The following is a 22,892-nucleotide window of genomic DNA, read 5'->3' on the forward strand; positions in this document are numbered from 1 at the left end:
ATCGGGCCCGGACCACTCCGGCGAATCGGGGTGGTCCGGGCTGGATGCCTACCGTTACCGTCGGGTCATGACGGTGCCGGCGCAACGAACAGAGCAGGTCGTGGCGATGGCGCTGCGCGGCCTGGTCAAGCACTTCGACACCAAGCTCGCGGTCTCGCAGGTCAGCCTCGACGTGCCGGCCGGCTCCTTCTACGGCCTCCTCGGCCCCAATGGGGCCGGCAAGACCACGACGTTGAGCATGGCCGTCGGCCTCTTGCGCCCCGACGAGGGTCACGCTTTCCTGCTGGGGTACGACGTGTGGGCCGATCCCACGGCCGCCAAGGCGCGACTGGGAGTGCTGCCCGACGGCGTACGCCTCTTCGACCGGCTCACCGGCCCCGAGCTGCTGGCGTACCACGGGCTGCTGCGCGGGATGGACGCCGCCACGGTCGACCAGCGCGCCCGCGAGCTGCTCGAGGTGCTCGAGCTCGGCGCCGGCAACCGCACCCTCGTGGTCGACTACTCGGCCGGCATGAAGAAGAAGATCGGCCTGGCCTGCGCGCTTCTGCACGCTCCGCGCCTGCTCGTGCTCGACGAGCCGTTCGAGGCCGTCGACCCGGTCTCGGCCGCGCTGATTCGCGACATTTTGCAGCGGTACGTCGCCGGCGGCGGCACGGTCGTGTTCTCGAGCCACGTGATGGAGGTCGTCGAGCGCCTCTGCGACCACGTGGCGATCCTCTCCGACGGGGTGCTGCGCCGGCACGGCACGCTCGAAGAGGTTCGCGGCGACCGCTCGCTGGAGGAGGTGTTCGTCCAGGTCGTCGGCGGCCGGGTCGCCACCGGCTCCGAGCTGGCCTGGCTGTGAGCGCGCAGCCCGGCGTCCTGCCGTTCGTCCGGCTCAAGCTGCGCCTGATCGGCAACGGCCTGCGCGGCCGGCCCGCACGCATCGCCCTGTTCGTCGTCGGCGTCGTCATCTCCGGCTTCTTCGCGATCGCCGGGTACGCGATCTTCGCGATCCCCGGCGTGGCCGACAACGAGCGCGCGGCCGGCATCTTGCTCCCGCTCGGCGGCGCGGGCGTCGTGGTCGGCTGGCTGTTCCTACCGTTGGTCTTCTTCGGCGTCGACGAGTCGCTCGATCCGGCCCGCTTTGCTCTGCTGCCCCTGACGCGCCGCACGCTGATCACCGGCCTGTTCGCGGCCGCCATGGCCGGGCTGCCCGCGGTGGCCACGCTCGCCGCGACGGCCGGCATGGTCGACAGCGCGGCCCGTCTCGGCGGTCCGGTCGCGGGGGTTGCCCAGCTGGTCGGGGTGATCGTCGGCCTGCTTCTCTGCGTGGCCGTGGCCCGTGCGGTGACCAGCGCGTTCGCGACCGCGCTGCGCTCCCGGCGCTCCCGTGACCTGGCCGCGATCGCGCTCGCCATGGTCGCCGCCGCGGTCGGCCCGTTGCAGCTGCTCGCGCTCTCCGGCGCCGAACGCGCCGACTGGGACAAGGTGGCGGCCGTCGCTCACGTGGTCGGGTGGACACCGCTCGGCGCCCCGTACACGATGGGTCTGGAAATCACGGACGGCCGCTGGTGGGCCGCCTTGCTGAAGTTGCTGATCGCCCTGGCCGCCGTGGGCGGCCTGCTCTGGTGGTGGAGCACCACGCTGGAGAACGCGATGGTCGGCACGGCCGCCGAGGGCCGGCGCGCCACGGCCACCGACCGCAAACCGGTCGACCTGCTGCTGTTTCTCCGCTTGCCGCGCAACCGCTTCGGCGCGCTCGTGGCCCGCGAGGTCCGCTACTGGTGGCGCGAGATCCGGCGCCGGGCCAGCCTGATCACGTTCACGATGGTCGGCCTGTTCCTGCCGATCAGCGTCACCATCAGCAACGGCTCGCCCGACAGCATGGTCATCTTCGTGGGCGCGCTGGCCGCCCTCTCCCTGGCCAACCAGTTCGGCTTCGACGGCAGCGCCTACGCCACCAACATCACCGCCGGCGTCCCCGGCCGCATCGAGATCGGGTCCCGGACGGTCGCGCACGCCATCTACACGCTGCCGCTGCTGGTCACGGTGTCCGTGGTGGTCGGCCTGCTCGCTGGTCACCCCGGTCGCATCCCGTCGACGTTCGGCCTGCTGATCGCCGCGTACGGGGTAGGCCTGGGGCTGGTGTTGCCGCTCTCGGTGCGCGCGGCCTACGCGCTGCCCAGCTCGAGCAACCCGTTCGCGATGTCGTCGGGCGGCGGCGCGTCCAAGGGTTTGCTGGCCTTCGCTGTTCTGCTGGGCGCGATCGTGGTCAGCCTGCCCCTGCAGATCGTGGCGCTGGTGCTCGGCTCGGTCTGGCTGTGGATCGGCCTGCCGGTGGGCCTGGCGTACGGGGCCGCGGCGTTTCTGATCGGCTCGGGGATCGCGGCCGACATGGTGGACCGGCGCGCGCCCGAACTGCTGGCGGCGGTGACTCCGAACCGCTGACGCGGGGCCCACGCGGCGCGTGCCGCGTGGGCCCCTTGGTGTCAGTAGACCCGGACGTTGCGGATGGCGCTGTAACCGGCTGCGTGGTCCGCGTCGGCCGGCTTGTACACGCGGAAGTAGAAGGTGCTCCGCGAGGACGGCTTCACGGCGAACGAGTAGCCGCTGGTCGACGTGAGGGTCTGGCTCAGCATGTTCTGCCATACCCCGTTGCCGACGAGCCGCTGCAGGTACACCGTCTGACCGGCGTGGCTCGNCNNCACGGTGCCGTACATGTGCACCGTTCCGCCCAACGCCATCGACGTCGTTGACAGCGTCGACGACAGCGTGGTCGCCACGCCGACCGACCTCACCGCGCTGGTGTTGCCGATGTACGCCGCCGAACCGCGGTAATACCACTGGTAGTCGGTGCTGTACGCCGGCTTGGTCGAGAAGGCGACCAGGCCCGTGCCGCTGCTGGTCGGGGTGGCCAGCAGCGTCCAGGTGGACGTGCCCTTGCGGCGGCCGTAGACCTGCAACGGCTGACCCGCGATCGCGGCCCCGGTGTCCGGCCGGACCAGCTTGCCGTACACGGTCACCGAGCCGCCGTAGTTCAGCGCGGCCGTGGTGGTCGAGACGGCCACCGTCGTGCCGACCAGCCGCGCGACGGACGCGGGGCTGACCTTGCCGGACCGGTCCCGCACCCACACCGCGAAGGTGTAGTTGGCGCCCGAGACCAGGCCGGTGATCGTCGCGCTGCTGCCGGTGCCGGCGTACACCGCCGTGCCCGTCGTCGGACCGGAGGGAGCGGTGTTGCCGGTGGCCGCCCGCACGATCACCTGGTCCAGATCGGTGATCGACGGCAGGGTCCAGGACAGCGCCGCCGCCCGGGTCCCACCGGTCACCTTGAAGTTCGACACGGCCGACGGCACCGTGTCGACGGTGGAGAACGTGCTGGTGTACTGCCCGGCCTGGTTAGCGCCGCCGGTGTCACGCAGCCCGCTCAGCACGATCCGGAACGGGGTGTTGTCCGGCAGCGCAGCCGACGGAGTCAGCGTGCCGATCCGGGTATCCGAGTTGTAGGTGACCGTGGCCGGCACGGCTGCCCCGGTGCGCCCGTTCAGCAGCCGTACGGTGTCGGTGGTGACCGAAGAGGCGTCCACCGCGCGCTGGAAGGTCACCGACGGGACGGTGGCGAGCGGCTGGCCGGTGGCGAAGTCGGCCGGTGCCGCGCTACGCACCCATTCCTGCTCGCCGACCGGGGGCGTGACGCCCGAGGCCGAAGACGCGACCGAGACGGTGTACGGCCGGGTGTCCGCAGCGCCGCTGCGGTTGCTCACCTTGACGTAGTACGTGCCGGCCGGGAGGTTCAGCGACACCGCCTCGGAAGCGCCGTACGATCCGGCGTCGGCCTGGCCGAGCAGCTGCAGGTCCTGGTCGTACACGGCCAGCATAGGGTTGGCGTTCTGTGGCCAGCTCGGGTCGAGGCGCGCCGGCGCGACCCGGACGGTCACCGGCGTCGCGCCGGTCGGGGCGAAGTGGTACCAGTCGACATCGCCCTCCACCGCGATCGTGCCGGTGGTCGAGGTGGCCAGCGCCGTGGCCCGGGCCGGGACGTCGTTGGGCTCCCCGGTTCCCCCGGTCCGCTGGGTGAAGTCGGAGGTCCGGGCGCCGCCGACCGCAGCGAACGCGTCGAGGACGCCGTAGCCGTAGTAGGGGTCGATGCCGCGCGGCCCCGCGTCCCGCGCGGTGACCTTCAGCCGGCCGATCACCTGCGCCGGAGTCAACGTCGGATACGCGCTGCGCACGAGCGCGGCCACACCGGAAACGATCGGCGCGGAGAACGACGTACCGTCGCCGACGTAGTAGTCCTGACCCAGGCCGGTGGAGACGATGCCGAAGCCGGGAGCGGCCACGTCGACCCAGTCGCCGTACGAGCTGAACTCGGTGAGGTTCCCGGCGGCGTCGGTGGCGCCGACCGCGAGCACCTCCGGGTAGGCGGCCGGGTACTGCGGCGTGCCGTCGCCTTCGTTGCCGGCCGCGACCACGACTACTGCACCCTTGCCGTTGGCGTACGTGATCGCGTCGTGCAGGACGGTGGCGTCCTCCGGGCCGCCGAGCGACAGGTTGATGATCTTCGCGCCGTGGTCCGCGGCCCAGATGACGCCCCTGGCAATGTCCGAGTCGTAGCCGCTGCCCTGCGAGTCCAGCGCCTTGACCGGCATGATCCGCCCGGTCCAGGCCACGCCGGCGACCCCGAGGCCGTTGTTGGTGTTGGCGGAGGCGATCCCCGCGACCATCGAGCCGTGGCCCTCGTCGTCGCTCGAGGCGCCGGCGGCGATCGCCGTGTTGGTGATGGCGTTGTAGCCGGCGACCGTGCGGCCCTTCAGGTCCTCCTGCGCGCCGTTGACGCCGGTGTCGACCACCGCGATCACCTGCGACGTGGAGCCCTTGGTGCGGTCCCAGGCCTGCGGAACCCGGACCGTCTTGAGGTAGTTCTGGTCGCCGTAGTAATAGGCGGGGTCGTTGGGCGTCGCGGTGACCTGCCGCTGGTAATCCAGCGTCACGCGGCTGACCGCCGGGTCCTGGCTCAACTGGCGCTGCAGGTCGGTCGCGGAGCCGGTCGTGCTGACCTTGACGAAGCTCGTGCCCCGGACGGTGCCGAGATTGCGGAGGTTCCGCTTGCTGAGCGCTCGGTCCTTGGTGGTGGCGGAGAGGCCGGACTTGAAACGCACCAGCACGCTGTGCTGGTCGTACTTCTGCTTGTCGGCCGTCTGCTGCCGGGCCGGCCCGGCGAAACGCTCGTAGGTGAGCCGCTCAGGTGGCTTCGGCTGCGAGTCGGCGAACGCGATCTGGCTGGTGGGAACCAGCGCGACCAGCGCAAACGCCGCGACGATATAACGTCGGAACGACATCATTCTGCCCCGTGATGATGATCGGTGTGTTGGCCAAGGCAGTGTAGTGATGAAGTCAAGACCACCGATATCGTACTTCCGGCCGCCAAGATCACCGGTTCTGCGCCGTCCCGCGCGGAGCTTGTGGATAACTCTGTGGAAAACGCTGTGGGGCTGTGGACAACCGTGTGGACGCGGTGTGGATCGGATGGGGTGGGGGTGTGGACAGGACGTGCCAGTGACCGTTTCGGTCAGCGGGTCCAGTCGTGTTTGGCCGCCCTGATCAGCTTGTCTTTCAACTCTCGGGTGTGGCGGCGGCTTACCGGGAGCTCGATGCCGTCGACCGCGACCACGTAGCCCGAACCGGTCAGGCGGAGCTCGGCGATCAAGCGGATCTGGACCAGGTACGAGCGGTGGATGCGGACAAAACCGGCATCGGCCCAGCGGTCGGCCAGCGTGGCCAGCGAAACGCGGACCAGGTGGGAGGCGTCGGCAGTGTGCAGGCGGGCGTAGTCGCCCTGCGCCTCCACCCAGCGCACCGAGGAGCGCGGCAGCATGCGGGTCGTGCCGGCCAGCTCGACCGGGATGGCCGGCTCGTCGGTCGGCGCCGTCGGGGCCGGGGCGGGCGTCAGGCGCGAGCCGGCGACCCGGCGCAGCGATTCGCCCAGACGCTCGGCGCGCACCGGTTTGCGGACGTAGTCGGTGACTCCAAGATCAAAGGCATCAACAGCGCCATCGTCGTACGCCGTGACGAAGACGATCGCGGGCGGCCGGGCGAAGCGGCGGAGGATGCGGGCCAGCTCCATCCCGTCCAGGCCGGGCATCCGGATGTCGAGGAAGACCGCGTCGACCTCGGTGTCGCGCAGCACGCGCAGCGCCTCGGTCGCGTCGCCGGCCCGGTGCACGTGCGCCACCCGCCCGTCCGCGTTGAGCAGATAGGCCAGCTCGTCCAGCGCCGGTGGCTCGTCGTCCACGGCCAGCACGACCAGACTCACGCGCGTACTCCCGGATGGAATTTCGGCACCCGCATGCTCACCCTCGTACCCGCGCCGGGCGCGGTCTCCACCACCAAGCCGAAATGGTCGCCGAAGACCGAGCGCAGCCGCTCGTCCACGTTGGTAAGGCCGACATGCTGCCCGTCGTCGGTCTCCGGCCGGCCGGGGGCGAAGACCGCCGGGTCCATCCCGACGCCGTCGTCCTCGACCGTGATGTGGCACTCGGCGCCCGCGTCACGAGCTTCGATGCTCACCATACCGACGCCCGGCTTGCGCGACAGGCCGTGCCGGACCGCGTTCTCCACCAGCGGCTGCAGGCAGAGGAAGGGCAGGCCGACCGGGAGGACCTCGGGGGCGATCTGCAGGCGGACCTGGAGACGGTCGCCGAAGCGGGCCCGCTCGATCGTGAGGTAGCGGTCGATCGAGCGCAGTTCCTCGGCGAGCGTGGTGAACTCGCCGTGCGCCCGGAAGGAGTAGCGGGTGAACTCGGCGAACTCGAGGATCAGCTCGCGGGCCCGCTCGGGGTCGGTACGCACGAACGACGCGATCGCGGTGAGCGCGTTGTAGATGAAATGCGGGCTGATCTGCGCCCGCAGCGCCCGCACCTCGGCCCGGGCCAGCCGTTCCCGGGACGAGTCGAGCTCGGCCAGTGCGATCTGCGACCCCGCCCAGCGTGCCGCCTCGGCGGTGGCCTGCACGAGCCCGGGCGCGGGCTGGTCGTCGGCGATCGCCACCAGCGTTGCCGTGGCCCGTCCGTCGGGCCCGTTCAGCGGCGCCACGACCGCGCCCCGCACCGCGCAGTCGACCCGGTCGCAGGGCAGGTCGCGGGCGGCAAGCACGATCGCACGGTGGGTGGCCAGCGCCCTCCGGCTGGCGGCGGTGAACTGCTCGGCGTGATGGCTCCCGAGCCCGTCGTGGGCGAGGCACCGCTCGCCGTCGTCGATGGTCAGCCCGACCGCCCCGACCAGCGCCCGCAGATGCCGGATCGCCTTCCCCGCGCTGGCGGTGGTCAGCCCACCCCGCAGCGGCTCGGCCGCGAGCGCCGCCGTGTGCAAAACGTCATAGGTGGCCCGCTGCATGGCGGTCGCGATCCCCCGCCGCGCCCGCAGCCGAACCACGGCCACCACCGCGGCGGCCAGCGCAGCGAGGACAGCGAGGACCGCCAGCGCGCTCCCCACCTGTCCGGCCATGCCGGAAGCTTAGTAAGCACCCTTGCGTTTCAAGACGACCCAGATTGTGCGCCAGAGAATGCCCAGGTCGTACGTCAGGGACCAGTTGTCGACGTAGTACAGGTCGAGGCGGACGGCCTCGTCCCACGACAGGTCCGAGCGGCCGGAGACCTGCCACAGGCCCGTCATGCCGGGGCGCACCAGCAGGCGCCGCCGGACGTCGCCCAGGTAGTCGCCGTCCTCGGCGGGCAGCGGGCGGGGGCCGACCAGCGACATCTCGCCCTTCAGCACGTTGATCAGCTGGGGCAGCTCGTCCATCGAGGTGTTACGCAGCTTGCTGCCGAAGCGGAAGATCCGAGGATCCTCCTTCATCTTGAACATCATGCCGTCGGACTCGTTGAGCTCCTCGAGCGTGGCCTTGCGCTCCTCGGCGTCCACGTACATCGTCCGGAACTTCCACACCCGGAACGTGCGGCCCTCGTGGCCGACCCGGGGCTGGCGGAAGAAGACCGGGCCGGGGTCGGAGATGCGGATGCCGAGCGCGATCAGCAGCAGGAACGGGCTGAGGATCAGCAGGCCGAGGCCGGCCGCGACCCGGTCCAGAAGGTTTTTCACGAGCCAGCCGGGGCCGGAGAGCGTCGGCTCCTCGACGTGCAGCAGCGGCAGGCCCTCGATCGGGCGGATGTGCACCCGCGGGCCGGCGATGTCGGTCAGCTGAGGTGCGACCACGAGGTCGACGCCGGTGCCCTCGAGCTGCCAGGCCAGCCGACGTAGCTCGCCGGGTTCGGCGCTGGCCGAGCCGCACACGGCGATCGTGTCGGCGCCGACCTCGCGGACCAACGACAGGACGTCGCGTGCCGCGTACACCGGGACTGGGGTTTCGATGCCGCGCGCGGCGGCGAAGCCGTCGGTGAGGTGAATGGCGACCGGGATGAGGCCGGCCGCGGGGCTGCGAGTGACCGCGGTGTAGACCTCGAGCGCCTCGGGCAGCGTGCCGACGAGGATCATCCGATGTGCGCCGTGGCCGGTGCGGCGACGCGTGAAATGCAGCACTTGGCGGGCGGCGACCCGGCCGCTCAACAGGAAGATCACGGCGCTCAGCGAGACCAGGGCGACCGTGCCACGGGACAGCTGGGTCTTGGTGGCGAACGCGAGCAGCGACACGCAGGCCACGACCGTGACCGAGCAGCGCACGATGCGCTTGAACTCCTCGCTGCCCAGGCCCAGGTAGCGCCGGTCGTAGGTGCCGTTGGCCCAGAGCAGGATCAGCCAGCCGAGCGGCAGCACCACGTACGCGAAGAAGAAAAAGAGCTGGGCGTCGTGCAGGAAGAGCCAGTCCCGGTTGCGGAAACCGGTCTTCGCCTTCTCCAGCAGGGTGGTGGTCAGGTAACTGGCCAGCAGCACCGAGATGATGTCGAGAAGGATCAGGGCCAGCGTGTACGGCCGATGCCAGCGCGACAGGCGCTTGTGCGTCCGGTTCCAGGCGGAGCGGGGTACGCCGTTGCTCGGCGGCGGCTCCTGCTGCCACTCGAAGCTGTCGTACGGCACGGGTTTGCTCCGGCTGCTGTCGGTAACCGGGCGATGCAGGCTGGTCGTCACGTCGCCTACGTCCTCCCGCATCCGGAAAAGATTACGCACCGCCACGACCTTTCGGGTCTCGGCCGGCACGGCCGACACCCTCGTGTGCCGCGAGGGTTGCCTGGGACCGGGCCACTATACCGATGGAACCCGGGTAAGGGAGCGTACGTGGCGGGAGCTATACCACTCCGATTTGTTCGTGCACTCAGCGTCACCAAAGAGGCTATCGAATCAGTTTGGAAAGACGCCGGTCAGCCAGGGGTTTGCCTCCGGTCTGGCAGGTAGCGCAGTACTGCAGCGACTTGTCGGCGAAGGAAACCTCACGGACTGTGTCGCCGCAGACGGGGCAAGGAAGGCCGGTGCGCGCGTGCACCCGCATGCCGGCCCGCTTTTCCCCCTTGAGCTCGGCCGCCTTCTGACCGACCGAACGGGCCACCGCGTCGGTCTCCACCTCGCGCATCGCCGAATACAGAGCGTTCATCTGCTCGTCGGTGATCTTCGCGGTTAGTGCGAAGGGCGACATCTTGGCCACGTGCAGGATCTCGTCCGAGTATGCGTTCCCGATCCCGGCGAGAACCTCTTGATCGGTGAGTACGCCCTTGATCTGCCCGTTGCGGGAGCGGATGCGCTCGGCGAACTCCTGCTCGGACACGGCCAGCGCGTCCGGGCCGAGCCGGGCGACGCCGGGCACCTCGGCCGGGTCGCGCACGAGGTAGGCGGCGAGCGATTTCTGCGTACCGGCCTCGGTCAGGTCGAAGCCGGAGCCGTCGTCGAGCCGCAGCCGCAGCGCGATCGGCCCGCTGCCGGGCTTGAGCGGCGCCGGCGACTTGAACGAGTCGCGGTAGTGCAGCCAGCCCGCCCGGGCGAGGTGAACGACCAGATGCAGGTCGTCGCCGAGGCCGATATCCAGGAATTTCCCATGCCGGCCGGCGTCGCGGACCGTCATCCCGGCGACGGCGGAGGCGGGCGGGTCGTACGTCTTCAGCGCGCTGAACGAGGACACCTCGAGGCGCTGCACGGTGTGGCCGACCGCGCGCTCACGCAGATAGGCCGCGAGCGCCTCGACCTCAGGGAGTTCGGGCACGCCCTCAAAGGTAGCGTTTCCCACCGTGAAGGTGGTCGTCGCGCACAACCGCTACCGGGAAGCGATCCCGTCCGGGGAGAACGTCATCGTGGACACCGAGATCGCGCAGTTGCGCGCGGCCGGTGTCGAGGTGCTGCCCTTCCAGCGCAGTTCCGACTCGATCGGCGAGCTCCCGGCCGTACAGAAGGCACTGCTCCCGCTCTCCCCGATCTACGGCCGGGCCGCCCAGCAGGACCTGTCGCGCCTGCTGGCCGCCGAGCGCCCCGACCTGCTGCACCTGCACAACCCGTACCCGCTGCTGTCGCCCTGGGTGATCCGGACGGCGCATGCGCACGGGGTGCCGGTGATCCAGACCGTGCACAACTACCGCCAGGTGTGCTCCTCGGGGCTGTACTTCCGGGACGGCCACAACTGCCAGGACTGTCGGGGCAAGCTGCTCGGCTGGCCGGCCGTCCAGCACCGCTGCTATCGCGGCTCGGCGGCACAGAGCGCGCTGATGGCCACCACGCTGGCCGTGCACCGGCCGACCTGGCGTTCGGTCGACCGGTTCATCGCGCTGACCGACCGGATCGCGACGCACCTGCGCGACTACGGCATCTCCGGCGAGCGGATCGTGGTGAAGCCGAACGCCCTGCCCGACCCGGGCGAGCCGGCCCCGCTCGGCGAGGGCTTCCTGTACGGCGCCCGCCTCTCCCCCGAGAAGGGCCTCGCCCTGCTGCTGGACGCCTGGCGGCAGCACCCGGACGGCTCGCTGGGCCCGCTGCGGATCGCCGGCGACGGTGAGCTGCGGCCGCTGGCCGAGCGGGCGGCGGCCGAGCGCGCGGACGTGACCTATCTCGGCGTGCTCGACCGCGAGGGGATGAACGAGGTGCGGCGCGCCTCGGCCGTGGTGGTCGCCGTTCCGACCTGGAACGACGTGCTGCCCACGGTGATACTGGAGGCCATGGCGAACGGCCGGGCGGTGCTCGGCACCGACGTGGGCGGCCTGCCCTATCTGGTCGGGGATGAGGCCGGCTGGTTGGTGGCACCCGAGCCGTCGGCGCTGGCCGCGGCCCTGCCGCTGGCCCGGGAGGAGGCCGCCGCGCGTGCGAAGTCCGCCCGAAGCCGCTATCTGCGCGATTTCCACCCGGATGTTCTCACCGATCGGCTACTACAGATTTACCGGGATATCACAGCTAACTCTGACCATACCCCGAGGTAGATCTTGAGCTGATCAGGGAAAGGTGGGCCCGTGACGGAATCAACCCGTGTCTCCCGGCGGAATCTCCTGCTCGGCGTGGGCGGCGCCGCCCTGGTCGGCGTGGCGGGTGGCGGACTGGGCTACACGCTCGGCCATGACGAACCCGACAAGACCGACAAGTCCGTCGGCGCCACCGAGGCCGCGCAGGCCGGCCCCCCGAAATACCGGTCCCGCCCCGATCTGCGCACCCTGCCCGACGTCACCATCACGACAGCCGCCAACGGAACCGTGCCCGGCTACATCTGCCTGACCCCGGCCTCCGGGACCGGCCTGTGGGGCCCGCTCATGGTCGACGAGAAGGGCTCGCCGATCTGGTTCAAGAAGGTGCCCGACCCGGCCACCGTGGCGATCGACTTCAAGGTCCAGCGCTACCGCAACCAGCCGGTTCTGACCTGGTGGGAGGGGACCATCGGGGGCACCGGCGGCCAGGGCGTCGGGCAGGGCGAGTTCGTGATCGCCGACCAGTCGTACCGGGAGATCACCCGGGTGCGGGCGGCCGGCACCGAACAGGCCGACCAGCACGACTTCGTGATCACACCACGGAACTCGGCGTTGTTCTGGGTCTACCAGCCGCTGCCGTACGACCTGACCGCGCAGGGCGGGCCCAAGGACGGTGTGCTGCACGACGGCGTGATCCAGGAGATCGACATCGCGACCGGCAAGCTGCTGTTCTCGTGGAAGGCGCACGAGCACGTCGGCCTCGACGAGTCGTACGCGCCGCTGCCGCAGGGCGAGTCGGCCCACCTGCCCTACGACTTCTTCCACGCGAACTCGGTCGGGCTCGCGGCGGACGGCAACATCATCATCTCGTCGCGGCACACCTGGACCACGTACAAGATCGACAAGACCAGCGGCCAGATCATCTGGCGCCTCGGCGGCAAGAAATCCGACTTCACCATCGAGGAGAAGGCGAAGTTCGCCTGGCAGCACGACTTCCGGCAGCGCCGGGACGGCACGTACAGCGTCTTCGACAACGGCAACGGCGTCACCAAGGTCCACGACTACTCGCGCGGCCTGGTGATGCGGCTCGACGAGGCGGCGCGCACCGCGAAGTTCGTGACCGAGTACGTGCACCCCGACAAGCTCTCGGCACCCACCCAGGGCAGCTTCCGCGAGCTCGCCGACGGCGGATCGTTCATCGGCTGGGGCCAGATGCCGTACTTCACCGAGCACAACGCCGACGGCACCGTCCGGCTCGCCGGCCACCTGCCGCTCGACAACCAGTCGTACCGCGCCTACAAGGCCGACTGGACCGGCGTCCCGCTCGACCAGCCCGCACTCGGCCTGCACGTCGAGGGCGGCAACGTCATCGTCAGCGCGAGCTGGAACGGCACCACCAAGATCAGCAAGTGGCGCGCCCGGTCCGGCACTCAGCCCGGCGCCCTCGAGGGTGCCAACGAGGGCCCGCGCTCCGGCTTCGAGACCACAATCACAGTCCAAGGCACGCCCGAGTACGTCGTCGCCGAAGCGCTAGACGCCACAGGCAAGGTGCTGGGCGCCAGCTCCGCCATCCCCGTGAGGGTCTAACCCCGGAGGGCTTGGCGGGCCGAGAACACGACGCTGGCGGCCAGGAAGGCGGCGTTGACCAGGGTGAAGAGGCTCACGAACCAGATCGTCCACTGTGGCGCGACGATCAGCACGACGCCGGCCAGGGCGATCACCGCGCCGTAGTCGCGTACCAGCTTGACCAGCCGGATCGGCAGGGAGCGGCCGGTCACCATGCTGGCCGCCTGCTCGCCGCCCTGCATCACCGAGGTCACCAGGTTGACCATCCAGGTGCCGGCGAACGCGGCCAGCAGCCAGGCGGGAGTGTCGGGCACCTGGGCCTCGGCGGTCGCCGCCAGGGCCGCGACCAGCGAGATCTGCACCGCCACGTCGCAGAGGACGTCGAGCCGGCCGCCGGCCACGCTGGTCCGGTGGGTGACCCGGGCGAGCTGGCCGTCCGAGCAGTCGAACGCGTAGGCCAGCTGCCAGCCGACCAGCGCGAGCAGGCCGATCGGCCACGCCCAGATGCGGCCGTCCGCCACCGGGCCGGCCGCCGCGATCACCACGAACGAGACCAGGCAGCCCAGCCCCAGGTTGAAGACGGTCAGCACCGAGGGCGCGAGACCACGCTTCTGTGCTCCCACCGCGAGCCGGGCGCCTATCCGCTGACTGATCGCCTCGCTGAACAGCCCGCCCCCGCGATTCACCGCGTAATAGTCGGCCGCCGTCGGCGTACCCGCAAGGTGAGCGGAACCACCCGGTGGGCCGGCGGACGCCGACGGATCGGGCCCGCCACCCTGCTGAGGCGTGGATTTTGCCTGGTCGTGGCCCGAGTCAGCGGATGGCTTCGGCATACTCGGCCAGCTTTCCGCTTATCTCGTCGTGTGTCATGGCGAGGTGCTCCAGGATCGTGTAGCGGTCGGGTCGCGTGCGCGGCGCGAACAACACGGCCTCGACGAACTGCTCGTCGTCCAGGCCGACGTCGGCGGGTAGGCGCGGCAGCTGGTGCCGGGCCAGGCACTCGGACATCTGCCCGAGGCGGCGCTCGTCGCCGCGCAGGAAGGTGCAGAACAGCGCGCCCAGCCCGGCCAGCTCACCGTGCGAGCCGGTGCCCGGGAAGAGCGAGTCGATGGCGTGCATGATCTCGTGGCAGCCGCCGCTGGCCGGGCGACTGCTGCCGCAGACGGCCATCGCCAGGCCGCTGGAGATCAGCGATTCGGCGAGCACGGTGACGAACGCGTCGTCGCTCATGTCGCCCGGCATGGTCAGCATCGCCTCGGCGCCCATCCGGGCCAGCGACGCGGCCAGGCCGTCGACCGGCTCTCCGCGCACCTGGCGGGCCAGCTCCCAGTCGGCGAGCGCGCTGATGTTGCTGATCACGTCGCCGACGCCGCCGCGGTTGACCCGGTCGGGGCCGTTGTCCACGAAGTCGAGGTCGACGATCACACCGAACGGGATGTGTACGCCGTACGAGCCCTTGATCCCGTCGTTGACCAGGCTCGCGACCGGTGAGGCGATGCCGTCGTTGGCGAGGCTGGTGGCCACCGAGATCATCGGCAGGCCCCACCGGTTGGCCGCGTACTTCGCGGTGTCGATGGTGGTGCCGCCGCCGATGCCGACGACCGCGTCGTAATGGCGGGCACGCAGCTTCGCGGCGAGCTCGAGAGCAGCGTCGAGGGTGCCGCCCGCGGTCGTGTAGATGTCCGCCGAGCCGAGAGTCGGCCGGATCAGGTTGACCACCTGTTCGCCCAGGCCCGGCCCGACGACGACCGCGACGTCGCCACCGGCGGAGATCCGGCCGTCGGCGAGGATCCGGCCGAGGTCGGCGACCGCGCCCCGGCGGACGTCGATGTGCAGCGGGGTCTGGATGCTGCGGGCTAGTAGCGGCATGCGATGGTCCGCGCCTTCGCCAGATCGTCGTGGTTGTCGACCTCGACCCAGCTGACCTGCCCGATCGTGGTCGCGCGGACGTCGCCGCCGCGGTTCGCGAACTCCTGGAAGCCGTCCTCGTAGTACAGGTTCGGGTCGCGCTCCCAGGTCGCCTTCAGCGCGTCGGCCACCTTGCCCGCGGTCGACGGCTCGATGATGTTGGCGCCGATGTACTCGCCGAAGGCCTCAGCCGGATCCATGAGCTTCGTGATCCTGGTCAACTGCCCGTCGTTGTCGAAGACGGTCTTCATCTCCTCGTCAGCCAACTTCTTCAGATTGTCGACGGCGAGCAGGACGCTCGGACCACGATCGGCGAGGAGGGTGTGCTCGACGCTCACGGGATGCACGGTGTCGCCATTGACCATCAACGCGCCCCGCGCGAAGTGGTCACGGGCGAGCCAGAGGGAGTAGGCGTTGTTCCACTCCTCGGCCTTGTCGTTGTACACCAGGCTGATCTTGACGCCGTATTTCTCCTGAAATGCCGGAACTCGCTCCTCGACCGCGCCGGCGCAGTAGCCCACCACGATCGTCACGTCCGTCAGTCCGGCCGTCGCCAGGTTGCTGAGTGAGATATCCATGATCGTGGTATCGCCGTCCACCGAGACCAGCGCCTTGGGCAGCGTGTCCGTGTGTGGACGCAACCGGCGACCAGCGCCGGCGGCGAGTACGAGACCGATCATGGAATGGCTCCTGTCAAGTGGTGCGCACACTTCCGTGCCACGCGAGGATAACCGGAGGTTTCCCGTTCGTTTACCCGGCCGAGGCGCGCGAAAATTCCATGGAGGCTGCTCGTAAGCTGATGGGCATGACCGCTGAGCAGCTGATCTCGTTCGCCCGTGGCGCTCCGTCGCTGGACATCATCGACGTCGAGGGCCTCAAGGCCGCCGCCGCGCGCGCCTTCGATGCCGATCCCGCCGGCATGACCGCTTACGGCACCTCCGTCGGCTATGTCCCGTTGCGTGAGTGGATCGCGAAGAAGCACGGCGTCTCCGCCGACCAGGTCATCGTGACGAACGGCTCACTGCAGGCCGACGCCTTCCTGTTCAACCACCTGGTGCAGCCGGGCGACACGGTCGTCGTCGAAAAACCGACCTACGACCGTACGCTTCTCAGCCTGCAGAACCTGGGCGCCAAGGTGCACCAGGTGACGCTGCGGGAGGACGGCATCGACGTCGACGAGCTGCGCGCGCTGCTCGAGTCCGGCGTTCGCCCCAAGCTCGCGCACATCATCCCGAACTACCAGAACCCGGCCGGCATCACGCTTTCCGAGCAGAAGCGCCGCGACCTGCTGGCGCTCGCCGTCGAGTACGGCTTCACCATCTTCGAGGACGACCCGTACGTGGACATCCGGTTCCGCGGTGACGCCCTGCCCTCGATGCTGTCCATGGACTCTGACAACGCGGTCGTCCACGCCTCGAGCTTCACCAAGACGGTCTGCCCCGGCGTCCGCGTCGGTTACCTGGTCGGCCCGGCCGCGCTGATCGACGCGATCGCCAAGAAGGCCACCAATCTGTACATCTCGCCCGGCATGGTCTCCGAGGCGATCGTCCACCAGTTCTGCGTCTCCGGCGACATCGAGCGGTCCGTCCGGACGGTAAGCACCGCCCTCGCCGAGCGCGCCGCCACTCTCGCGGACTCCCTGCGCAAGCACATTCCGGGCGCCACCTTCACCGAGCCGGACGGCGGCTACTTCCTCTGGGTCGACCTGCCGGAGGATGTCGACGTCGACAAGCTCTTCCCGGCCGCCATGAAGAAGGGTGTGGCTATCGTCAAGGGGACGGACTTCCTGCTCGACGGCGGGAAGAGCTCGGTTCGCCTGGCGTTCTCCGCGGTCACGGTCGACCAGATCGACGAGGGTGTCCGCCGCTTGGCCGCGGCCATCGACGAGGTTCGCGCCTAGGTTTTCGCCGGGATTCTCCGGCGCCGGACGGGTTCCATGATCCCGTCCGGCGCCCACCTGGCGGTGAGCTAGCCTGCTCCGGGCCCGTCGTGCGGTTTGGGGAGGTCATCATGAGCGAGCGCGAGCCCGGCACGAGCCGGAACCGGCCGCTGTCGCGCGCCTTCGCCGTTCCGGTGCGGGCCATGAACCGCTTCCTCGGTACGGCCGGGGACAGTCCCGACGGCGCCGGTGGTCCCGGCGCGGCGAGCTCGATCGTCGACTGCGCGGTGTACGTGGCCGGCAAGCGTCTGGCCGGCGTGTTCAGCCCCGACGAGGCCCTGAGGGTGGCCTGCTCGCACGAGGACGGCTTCGTCTGGCTGGGCCTGCACGAGCCGACCGAGCTGGAGATGACCGCGATCGCGAAGACGTACGGCCTGCACGAGCTCGCCGTCGAGGACGCGGTCAAGGCCGAACAGCGCCCCAAGCTGGAGAACTTCGGCTCGGTGCACTTCCTGGTCATGCGTACGGCCCGCTACGTGCCCCACCGCGAGATCACCGAGACGTCCCAGGTCGTCGAGACCGGCCAGATGATGGTGTTCGTGGGCGAGCAGTTCGTCATCACCGTCCGGCACGGCGACGCGTCGGAGCTCGGCTCGGTGCGCGCCGACCTGGAGACCAACCGCGGCCAGCTGCTCGAGCAGGGCCCCTGGGCGGTGGCGTACGCGGTGACCGACCGGGTGGTCGACCATTACCTGGCCGTCGCCGACCAGGTCGAGGCCGATCTCGACATCATCGAGGAGGGCGTCTTCTCCCGCGGCGCCGGAAGCCCGATTCAGTCCATCTACCAGATGAAGCGGGAACTGGTGGAGTTCCGCCGGGCCGTGGTGCCGCTGCAGCGCCCGCTCGCCATGATCGTGGCGATCGTGCCGAAGCGGATCGGCAAGTACTTCCGGGACGTTCAGGATCACCTCACGCGTACGGTGGAGCAGGTCTCCTCGTACGACGACCTGCTCAACTCGATCCTCCAGGCGCGACTCGCCCAGGTCACGGTCGACCAGAACAACGACATGCGCAAGATCGCCGCGTGGGCCGGTATCGCCACGGTGTGGACGGCCGGCGCCGGCGTCTACGGCATGAATTTCCGGCACATGCCCGAGCTGGACTGGCTGTACAGCTATCCGGCCTGGTGGGCGATCATCCTGGTGATCTCGGTCCTTCTTTACCGTGCGTTCCGCCGCAACGGCTGGTTGTGAACGACATCGACGTGTGCCCCTAGAGTGACAGCGTGCCGTCGCGTCAGGACCAGCTTCACTCGTACCAGTACTCGATGCAGCGAGTGGTGGCCGCGCTGGTCACGCACGACCCCGACCCGTCGAAGTCGCCGCTGCGCCGGGCGGGCACAACGGCCCTGGTCAGCCTGCTGATCGCGAGTCTCGCGGTGGGCGGCGTCGCGATCTACGGCTTCCTCACCGGACAGAGCTCTGTGGACCCCAAGAACGCGAACGTGGTGTTCCAGGAGAAGGGGACCGGCGCACGATTCGTCTATCTCGACTCCGACGCCAAGCTGCACCCGGTGCTGAACTACACCTCCGGCCTGCTGTTGTCCAACGCCGAGGCGCCCGAGCTCAAGAGCATCTCTTCGGACAAGCTGGCCACCGTTCCGCTCGGTGCCACGCTCGGCATCCCCGACGCCCCCGACTCATTGCCGGCCAAGGACGCGCTGCTCACCGAGCGCTGGTCGCTGTGCACCGACAACCAGGGCGAGGAGAACGAGCCGCGCAGCACCCTGCTGGTCGGCGACGAGCTCACCGACGGCACGGTCGCCGCCAAGGCCGACGAGGGGTTGCTGGTGCGTGACCCCCAGGACCACACCGCGATCGTGTACGACAACAAGCGGTTCCCGATCCCTGCCAGCGCCCAGGTCGCAACGCTGCGGGCGCTCGGCTATGCGTCGAAGGCGCCGTGGACGGTCGCGACGGCGTGGGCGAACTCGGTGCCGCTCGGTCCCAACCTGGTCGGCCCGCGGCTGCCGGGGACCGTCGGCGACCCCTCGTCGATCGACGGTTTCCAGGTCGGCGACCTGGTCACCGACTCGGGCAAGCAGTTCGGCGTGATCCTCGCCGACGGCCTGGCCGTTCTCACCCCGATGCAGGCCATGCTGTTGCAGGCCGATCCCCGCATTAACCAGCCCCAGGCGATCGGCAACAAGTTCTTCCGGCTGCCGCAGTCGACGAAGCGACTCAGCGACGAGGGCACCGCCAACGGCCTGCCGGTCACCGTGCCCAAGCTGCACGACAACGCCCCCGGCCGGGCATGCATGACCCTTCCGGTGGATGCGAAATCGGGCGACGGTCTGCGGATCGACCCGACCGTGCCGACCGGCGTGGCGGTCGACGCCGGCAACACCCCATCGAACGTCCAGCTCGCCGACTTCGTGCACATCGCGCGGGGCAAGGGCGTACTCGTGTCGGCCGCGGCCTCGCCGAGCGCGCCGGCCGACAGCGGCACCGTCACGATCGTCACCGACACCGGCCGCAGCTTCCCGCTGGCCAACCGATCTTTGATCACCAAGCTCGGGTACGGCGGGGTCAAGCCCCGGCAGATCCCGTCCGAGCTGGTCGCGTTGCTGCCGCGCGGCCCGTCGCTCGACCCGGCCCGCGCGCGTCAGACGGCGGTTCAATAGGCACACCGGCGGGCGGGTCACCTGGCCGGCGCCCGCCCGTGGTGCGATCCGTGCGTCTCTACCGAGGGGTCTGCGGCGCCGCGTCCGGCACGGTGCCGTTCGGCGTCGTGTACGCCGAGGGCTCGGCCGGCTCGAAGGCGGCGTCGTCGGCCCCGCCGACCTGCGCCGATCCGATCGGAGTCGCCGGGTCGTACTCGTCCCATTGGTTGGCCCTGCGGCGTTTGGACAGGTACGCGGCCCCGACGCCGACCGCCGTGCCGATGAGTGCGTAGCCCAGAAGGCGCGAGCCGCTGCGCTTCTTGGAGCGCCCGGTCAGCCGCTTGGCGTACTTCTTGTTCTGCTTTGCGGCCTTTTTCGCCTGCCGCTTGCTCATCTTGCCCGCCTGCCGCATGTTGTCCGTCGCGGCGCCGACCAGCGGAGTCAGCGTGGCAAGCGCGCTGTCCCAGCCGCTGGACGCGGCGTCCTTGGCCTTCACGGCGGCCGGTTGCACCCTGTCGACCGCGGCGGCGACCCGCGGTCCCATCGTCGCGCTGGTCTCCTGAGCGGCGAGCGTTGCCGCGCGCTTGAAGTGGTCAACGCTCTGTCCGAGCTCGTTCTTCATTCGCCGGCTACGGCTCCTGCGGCGCATCGTTGCGAACACCAGTGCCCACCTCCTGTGGTTCTCTCCCACGTCATGGTGCCCTTAACTGGTACCCCGTCGTGGCCGGATCAGACACATAGGGGAGGATCCGAACTACAAAACGAACTGTCCCATCGCCCCTACGAGGTACGCCAGGGGCGACCGCGACACAGACAGGAGTACCCGTGGCCGAGAAGCTTTTCGCCACCCTGCACACCAACCACGGCCCGATCCGGCTTCAGCTGTTCCCGGACCACGCCCCGGCAACCGTGCGCAACTTCGTGGAGCTCGCGGAGGGCAGCAAGGACTACGTCGACCCGCGTACCGGCCAGCAGGGCAAGGGCACGCCGTACTACGACGGCACGATCTCGCACCGGGTCATCGCCGGCTTCATGATCCAGTTGGGTGACCCGACCGGCACCGGCCGCGGCGGCCCCGGCTTCAAGTTCGCCGACGAGTTCCACCCGGCGCTGTCCTTCGACCGGCCCTACCTGCTCGCGATGGCGAACGCCGGCCCCGGCACCAACGGGTCGCAGTTCTTCATCACGGTGGCGCCGACCCCGCACCTCAACCGCCGGCACACCATCTTCGGCCAGGTCGCCGACGAGGCGTCGGCCAAGGTCGTCGACTCGATCGCCACCACCAAGACCGGCCCCGGCGACCGCCCCGTCGAGGACGTAGTCGTCGAGCGCGTGGAAATCGAGCGCGTAACCGACTGAAGTACCGTTGATGCATGAGTGAGGCTCCCTCGACGACACCGGTCTGCTATCGGCATCCGTCGCGGGAGACATACGTCCACTGCACCCGGTGTGAGCGGCCGATCTGCCCCGACTGCATGCGCGAGGCGGCGGTCGGTCATCAGTGCCCCGAGTGTGTGGCGGAAGGAAAGCGCACCCAACGGCCGGCGCGGACAGCCTTCGGTGGCAGCCGCGTCGGCCAGGCGGCGTACGCGACCCGCATCCTGATCGCCGTCAACGTGGCCGTCGGTGTCATCTCGGCGATCACGGGCGGCGCGAAGGCGATCGGCGGCTCCGGCGGCCTGATGGGCCTGATGGGCGGCCAGACGCCGGTCACGCGGTGGTTCGAGGTGATCGGGTACGCGTCGTACACCCCCGGCGGCGCGGCACACGGCGTCGCCGCCGGCGAGTGGTGGCGACTGGTCACCGCGATGTTCGTGCACTACGGCCTCGTGCACCTGCTGCTCAACATGGTGTTGCTCTGGCAGCTCGGCCGCTATCTCGAGACCCATCTCGGCCCGGTCCGCTTCATCGGGCTCTACCTGCTGGCCGGCCTCGGCGGCAACGTGGCGTGCTACGTCTTCACCGCGCCCAACCAACCGAGCGCGGGCGCCTCGACCGCCGTCTTCGGCCTGGTCGCCGCCATGTTCATCGTGAACCGCCGGCTCCGCCTCGACATCAGCGCGCTGATACCCCTCCTGGTGATCAACCTGCTCTTCACCTTCACGGTCCGAAACATCTCGGTGGCGGGCCATCTGGGCGGTCTGGTCACGGGAGCGGTCGTTGCGGTGATCCTCGCGTACGCCCCAAGAGCACGCCGCACGCTGATCCAGGCCACCGGCTGCGCCGTGGTCTTCGTCTTCCTGCTGGCCGTGACGTTCGTCCGCACCCAGGTCATCCTCGGCTGACGCCACACTCGGACAAAACGGTCCAGTTCGGGCTGGACTGACGCAAGCCGCTGCCAGACTGGGCCGCCGGGGCACCCAAGCCGCGCGAGGTTGGGTCAGCGTGTGGGCAGGGGCTTGGCGGCGCCCGAGGCCAGCAGGCCGATGGTCAGGGCGCCCAGGACGCAGAGGATCGCGTTCAGCACGCCGAAATGCTGGGCCAGCACGCCGATCAGGGGCGGGCCGGCCAGGAAGGCGCCGTACCCGATCGACCCGGCCACCGAGACGCGGATGGCGGCGCGGACCGGGTCGTCGGCGGCCGCGCTCATGCCGACCGGGAAGCCCAGCGACGCCCCGATGCCCCAGAGCAGGCCGCCGAGCAGGGCGAACGGGACGCCGATGCCCACGACGACCAGGAGCAGCCCGGCCAGCCCCGAGACGACCGTGGCCCGCAGCACGCGGACGCGACCCCAGCGCTCGATGGCCGCGCCGCCGAAGAGCCGGGACAGGGTCATCGCGGTGACGAACGTGCCGTAGCCGATCGCGCCGATCGTCTCGCTCGTGCCGTAGCCGTCGACCAGGCTGATCGCGAACCAGTCGTTGGCCGTGCCCTCGGTGAAGCCGAACCCGAGCAGGATCAGTCCGATCAGGATCGTGCGTGGCTCGCGCCAGGCCTGACCCAGGCTGACCGGGCGCGGCTGGTCTTTCGCCGGGGGCACGTGCGGGAGAAAACGTCGTACGGTCGGGAAGGTGACCACGGCCGTGAGGATCGCGGTGAGATAGAGCTGCACCCAGATCGGCAGGCCGGCGGCCGCCGCCAGCGCGCTCAGGCCGGCGCCCAGCACCGTGCCCAGGCTGAAGCCCGCGTGGAAGCGGGGCATGATGGTGCGGCCGAGGTGGCGCTCGACGGCGGCGCCCTCGACGTTCATCGAGACGTCCCACGCGCTGTTGCCCGCGCCGACCAGCACGAGACCGGCCGCGGCGATCGGCACCGAGCCGGTCAGCGTGCCGGTGCCGAGCCCGGCCAGTCCGAGCGCCATCGCGCTGCTGGCCAGCAGAATCGTCCGCGCCGGGCCGAACCGCTGCACGATCGGCCCGGAGAGCGGGATCGACAGGATGGCGGCCGCCGAGACGCCGAGCAGCAGCAGGCCGAAGCCGGCCACGTTGAGGTGCAGATCGTCGCGGACGGCGGGCGCGCGGGCCAGCCAGCCGGCGAAGGCCAGCCCGTTAGTGGCGAACGTGGTGGCGACGGCGACCTTGGCCCGCTCGATCCGGCGGCGGTCGAGGTCGGTCAGCGTCACCTCCCGAAC

Annotated in this window: 19 protein-coding genes; 9 read left to right on the forward strand and 10 right to left on the reverse strand. The window is 70.0% G+C overall.

What is annotated here, in order from left to right; translation table 11 throughout:
- The first annotated feature begins 67 nt into the window (after positions 1 to 67).
- Together A3CQ_RS0111410 and A3CQ_RS0111415 are read left to right on the forward strand one after the other, a co-directional pair.
- Positions 68 to 844: an ABC transporter ATP-binding protein gene (locus A3CQ_RS0111410; protein ID WP_020511067.1), complete on the forward strand. Its 777-nt coding sequence runs from the start codon at positions 68 to 70 to the stop codon at positions 842 to 844.
- A complete protein-coding gene (locus tag A3CQ_RS0111415) occupies positions 841 to 2,430 on the forward strand; it encodes a hypothetical protein (protein WP_020511068.1) in 1,590 nt (529 codons plus the stop codon). The genes A3CQ_RS0111410 and A3CQ_RS0111415 overlap by 4 nt, the downstream gene beginning before the upstream one ends.
- A gap of 41 nt (positions 2,431 to 2,471) precedes the next feature.
- Here A3CQ_RS0111415 and A3CQ_RS57265 read toward each other — a convergent pair whose 3' ends face one another.
- From A3CQ_RS57265 to A3CQ_RS0111445, 5 genes are all read right to left on the reverse strand, one after another.
- Positions 2,472 to 5,324 carry a S8 family serine peptidase gene (locus A3CQ_RS57265; RefSeq protein ID WP_051115220.1) on the reverse strand — a complete coding sequence of 951 codons (2,853 nt, stop codon included), beginning with the start codon at positions 5,322 to 5,324 and terminating at the stop codon, positions 2,472 to 2,474.
- Positions 5,325 to 5,551: 227 nt separating this feature from the next.
- Positions 5,552 to 6,295: a LytR/AlgR family response regulator transcription factor gene (locus A3CQ_RS0111425; RefSeq protein ID WP_020511069.1), complete on the reverse strand. Its 744-nt coding sequence runs from the start codon at positions 6,293 to 6,295 to the stop codon at positions 5,552 to 5,554.
- Positions 6,292 to 7,485: a sensor histidine kinase gene (locus A3CQ_RS0111430; RefSeq protein ID WP_020511070.1), complete on the reverse strand. Its 1,194-nt coding sequence runs from the start codon at positions 7,483 to 7,485 to the stop codon at positions 6,292 to 6,294. The genes A3CQ_RS0111425 and A3CQ_RS0111430 overlap by 4 nt, the downstream gene beginning before the upstream one ends.
- Before the next feature lie 9 nt (positions 7,486 to 7,494).
- Entirely contained in the window at positions 7,495 to 9,084 is a 1,590-nt protein-coding gene (locus A3CQ_RS0111435) for a sugar transferase (RefSeq protein WP_026205579.1), read from the reverse strand.
- 181 nt (positions 9,085 to 9,265) lie between these two features.
- Positions 9,266 to 10,126: an Fpg/Nei family DNA glycosylase gene (locus A3CQ_RS0111445; protein WP_026205580.1), complete on the reverse strand. Its 861-nt coding sequence runs from the start codon at positions 10,124 to 10,126 to the stop codon at positions 9,266 to 9,268.
- Positions 10,127 to 10,151: 25 nt separating this feature from the next.
- Here A3CQ_RS0111445 and A3CQ_RS0111450 point away from each other — a divergent pair, with 25 nt between their 5' ends.
- The gene (locus A3CQ_RS0111450) at positions 10,152 to 11,327 is read left to right on the forward strand and encodes a glycosyltransferase family 4 protein (protein ID WP_026205581.1); all 1,176 of its coding nucleotides are present in this window, start codon (positions 10,152 to 10,154) and stop codon (positions 11,325 to 11,327) included.
- A 30-nt stretch (positions 11,328 to 11,357) separates the two neighbouring features.
- Positions 11,358 to 12,893, forward strand: coding sequence for an arylsulfotransferase family protein (locus A3CQ_RS0111455; protein ID WP_245577179.1), 1,536 nt, complete (start codon positions 11,358 to 11,360; stop codon positions 12,891 to 12,893).
- On the opposite strand, the gene A3CQ_RS52410 is transcribed toward A3CQ_RS0111455, so the two are convergent.
- The 3 genes from A3CQ_RS52410 to A3CQ_RS0111470 form a co-directional block, all read right to left on the reverse strand.
- Complete coding sequence (locus A3CQ_RS52410) at positions 12,890 to 13,558, reverse strand: CDP-alcohol phosphatidyltransferase family protein (protein ID WP_051115221.1); 669 nt, start codon at positions 13,556 to 13,558, stop codon at positions 12,890 to 12,892. The genes A3CQ_RS0111455 and A3CQ_RS52410 overlap by 4 nt on opposite strands.
- Positions 13,559 to 13,685: 127 nt before the next feature.
- Complete coding sequence (locus A3CQ_RS0111465) at positions 13,686 to 14,741, reverse strand: iron-containing alcohol dehydrogenase family protein (protein WP_020511076.1); 1,056 nt, start codon at positions 14,739 to 14,741, stop codon at positions 13,686 to 13,688.
- Positions 14,729 to 15,460 carry a phosphocholine cytidylyltransferase family protein gene (locus tag A3CQ_RS0111470; RefSeq protein WP_020511077.1) on the reverse strand — a complete coding sequence of 244 codons (732 nt, stop codon included), beginning with the start codon at positions 15,458 to 15,460 and terminating at the stop codon, positions 14,729 to 14,731. Before A3CQ_RS0111470 ends, A3CQ_RS0111465 begins: the two co-directional genes overlap by 13 nt.
- A gap of 125 nt (positions 15,461 to 15,585) precedes the next feature.
- On the opposite strand from A3CQ_RS0111470, the gene A3CQ_RS0111475 reads away from it, so the two are divergent.
- From A3CQ_RS0111475 to eccB, 3 genes are all read left to right on the forward strand, one after another.
- On the forward strand, positions 15,586 to 16,680 hold the full coding sequence (locus tag A3CQ_RS0111475) for an aminotransferase-like domain-containing protein (protein WP_026205582.1): 1,095 nt from the start codon (positions 15,586 to 15,588) through the stop codon (positions 16,678 to 16,680).
- A 110-nt stretch (positions 16,681 to 16,790) separates the two neighbouring features.
- Positions 16,791 to 17,912: a CorA family divalent cation transporter gene (locus A3CQ_RS0111480; protein WP_020511079.1), complete on the forward strand. Its 1,122-nt coding sequence runs from the start codon at positions 16,791 to 16,793 to the stop codon at positions 17,910 to 17,912.
- A 32-nt stretch (positions 17,913 to 17,944) separates the two neighbouring features.
- Entirely contained in the window at positions 17,945 to 19,342 is a 1,398-nt protein-coding gene (eccB, locus tag A3CQ_RS0111485; protein ID WP_020511080.1) for a type VII secretion protein EccB, read from the forward strand.
- Positions 19,343 to 19,400: 58 nt separating this feature from the next.
- Here eccB and A3CQ_RS0111490 read toward each other — a convergent pair whose 3' ends face one another.
- Entirely contained in the window at positions 19,401 to 19,943 is a 543-nt protein-coding gene (locus tag A3CQ_RS0111490; RefSeq protein WP_020511081.1) for a hypothetical protein, read from the reverse strand.
- Between the two features lie 203 nt (positions 19,944 to 20,146).
- Here A3CQ_RS0111490 and A3CQ_RS0111495 point away from each other — a divergent pair, with 203 nt between their 5' ends.
- Both A3CQ_RS0111495 and A3CQ_RS0111500 read left to right on the forward strand, forming a co-directional pair.
- On the forward strand, positions 20,147 to 20,680 hold the full coding sequence (locus A3CQ_RS0111495) for a peptidylprolyl isomerase (protein WP_020511082.1): 534 nt from the start codon (positions 20,147 to 20,149) through the stop codon (positions 20,678 to 20,680).
- Between the two features lie 14 nt (positions 20,681 to 20,694).
- Positions 20,695 to 21,606, forward strand: coding sequence for a rhomboid family intramembrane serine protease (locus A3CQ_RS0111500; RefSeq protein ID WP_026205583.1), 912 nt, complete (start codon positions 20,695 to 20,697; stop codon positions 21,604 to 21,606).
- A 95-nt stretch (positions 21,607 to 21,701) separates the two neighbouring features.
- Here the strand turns inward: A3CQ_RS0111500 and A3CQ_RS0111505 are convergent, their stop codons facing one another.
- On the reverse strand, positions 21,702 to 22,883 hold the full coding sequence (locus A3CQ_RS0111505; protein ID WP_020511084.1) for an MFS transporter: 1,182 nt from the start codon (positions 22,881 to 22,883) through the stop codon (positions 21,702 to 21,704).
- Between the last annotated feature and the right edge of the window lie 9 nt (positions 22,884 to 22,892).

The organism is Paractinoplanes globisporus DSM 43857 (assembly GCF_000379645.1).
In the GTDB taxonomy this organism is placed as follows: Bacteria; Actinomycetota; Actinomycetes; order Mycobacteriales; family Micromonosporaceae; genus Actinoplanes; species Actinoplanes globisporus.

What these genes read in the sequence shown, in the direction of transcription:
- A3CQ_RS0111410 (WP_020511067.1), top strand. Translation starts at nt 68, where the DNA reads ATGACGGTGCCGGCGCAACGAACAGAGCAGGTCGTGGCGATGGCGCTG.
- A3CQ_RS0111430 (WP_020511070.1), bottom strand. Translation starts at nt 7,485, where the DNA reads ATGGCCGGACAGGTGGGGAGCGCGCTGGCGGTCCTCGCTGTCCTCGCT.
- A3CQ_RS0111435 (WP_026205579.1), bottom strand. Translation starts at nt 9,084, where the DNA reads ATGCGGGAGGACGTAGGCGACGTGACGACCAGCCTGCATCGCCCGGTT.
- A3CQ_RS0111465 (WP_020511076.1), bottom strand. Translation starts at nt 14,741, where the DNA reads ATGCCGCTACTAGCCCGCAGCATCCAGACCCCGCTGCACATCGACGTC.
- A3CQ_RS0111470 (WP_020511077.1), bottom strand. Translation starts at nt 15,460, where the DNA reads ATGATCGGTCTCGTACTCGCCGCCGGCGCTGGTCGCCGGTTGCGTCCA.
- A3CQ_RS0111475 (WP_026205582.1), top strand. Translation starts at nt 15,586, where the DNA reads ATGACCGCTGAGCAGCTGATCTCGTTCGCCCGTGGCGCTCCGTCGCTG.
- A3CQ_RS0111480 (WP_020511079.1), top strand. Translation starts at nt 16,791, where the DNA reads ATGAGCGAGCGCGAGCCCGGCACGAGCCGGAACCGGCCGCTGTCGCGC.
- A3CQ_RS0111490 (WP_020511081.1), bottom strand. Translation starts at nt 19,943, where the DNA reads ATGAAGAACGAGCTCGGACAGAGCGTTGACCACTTCAAGCGCGCGGCA.
- A3CQ_RS0111500 (WP_026205583.1), top strand. Translation starts at nt 20,695, where the DNA reads ATGAGTGAGGCTCCCTCGACGACACCGGTCTGCTATCGGCATCCGTCG.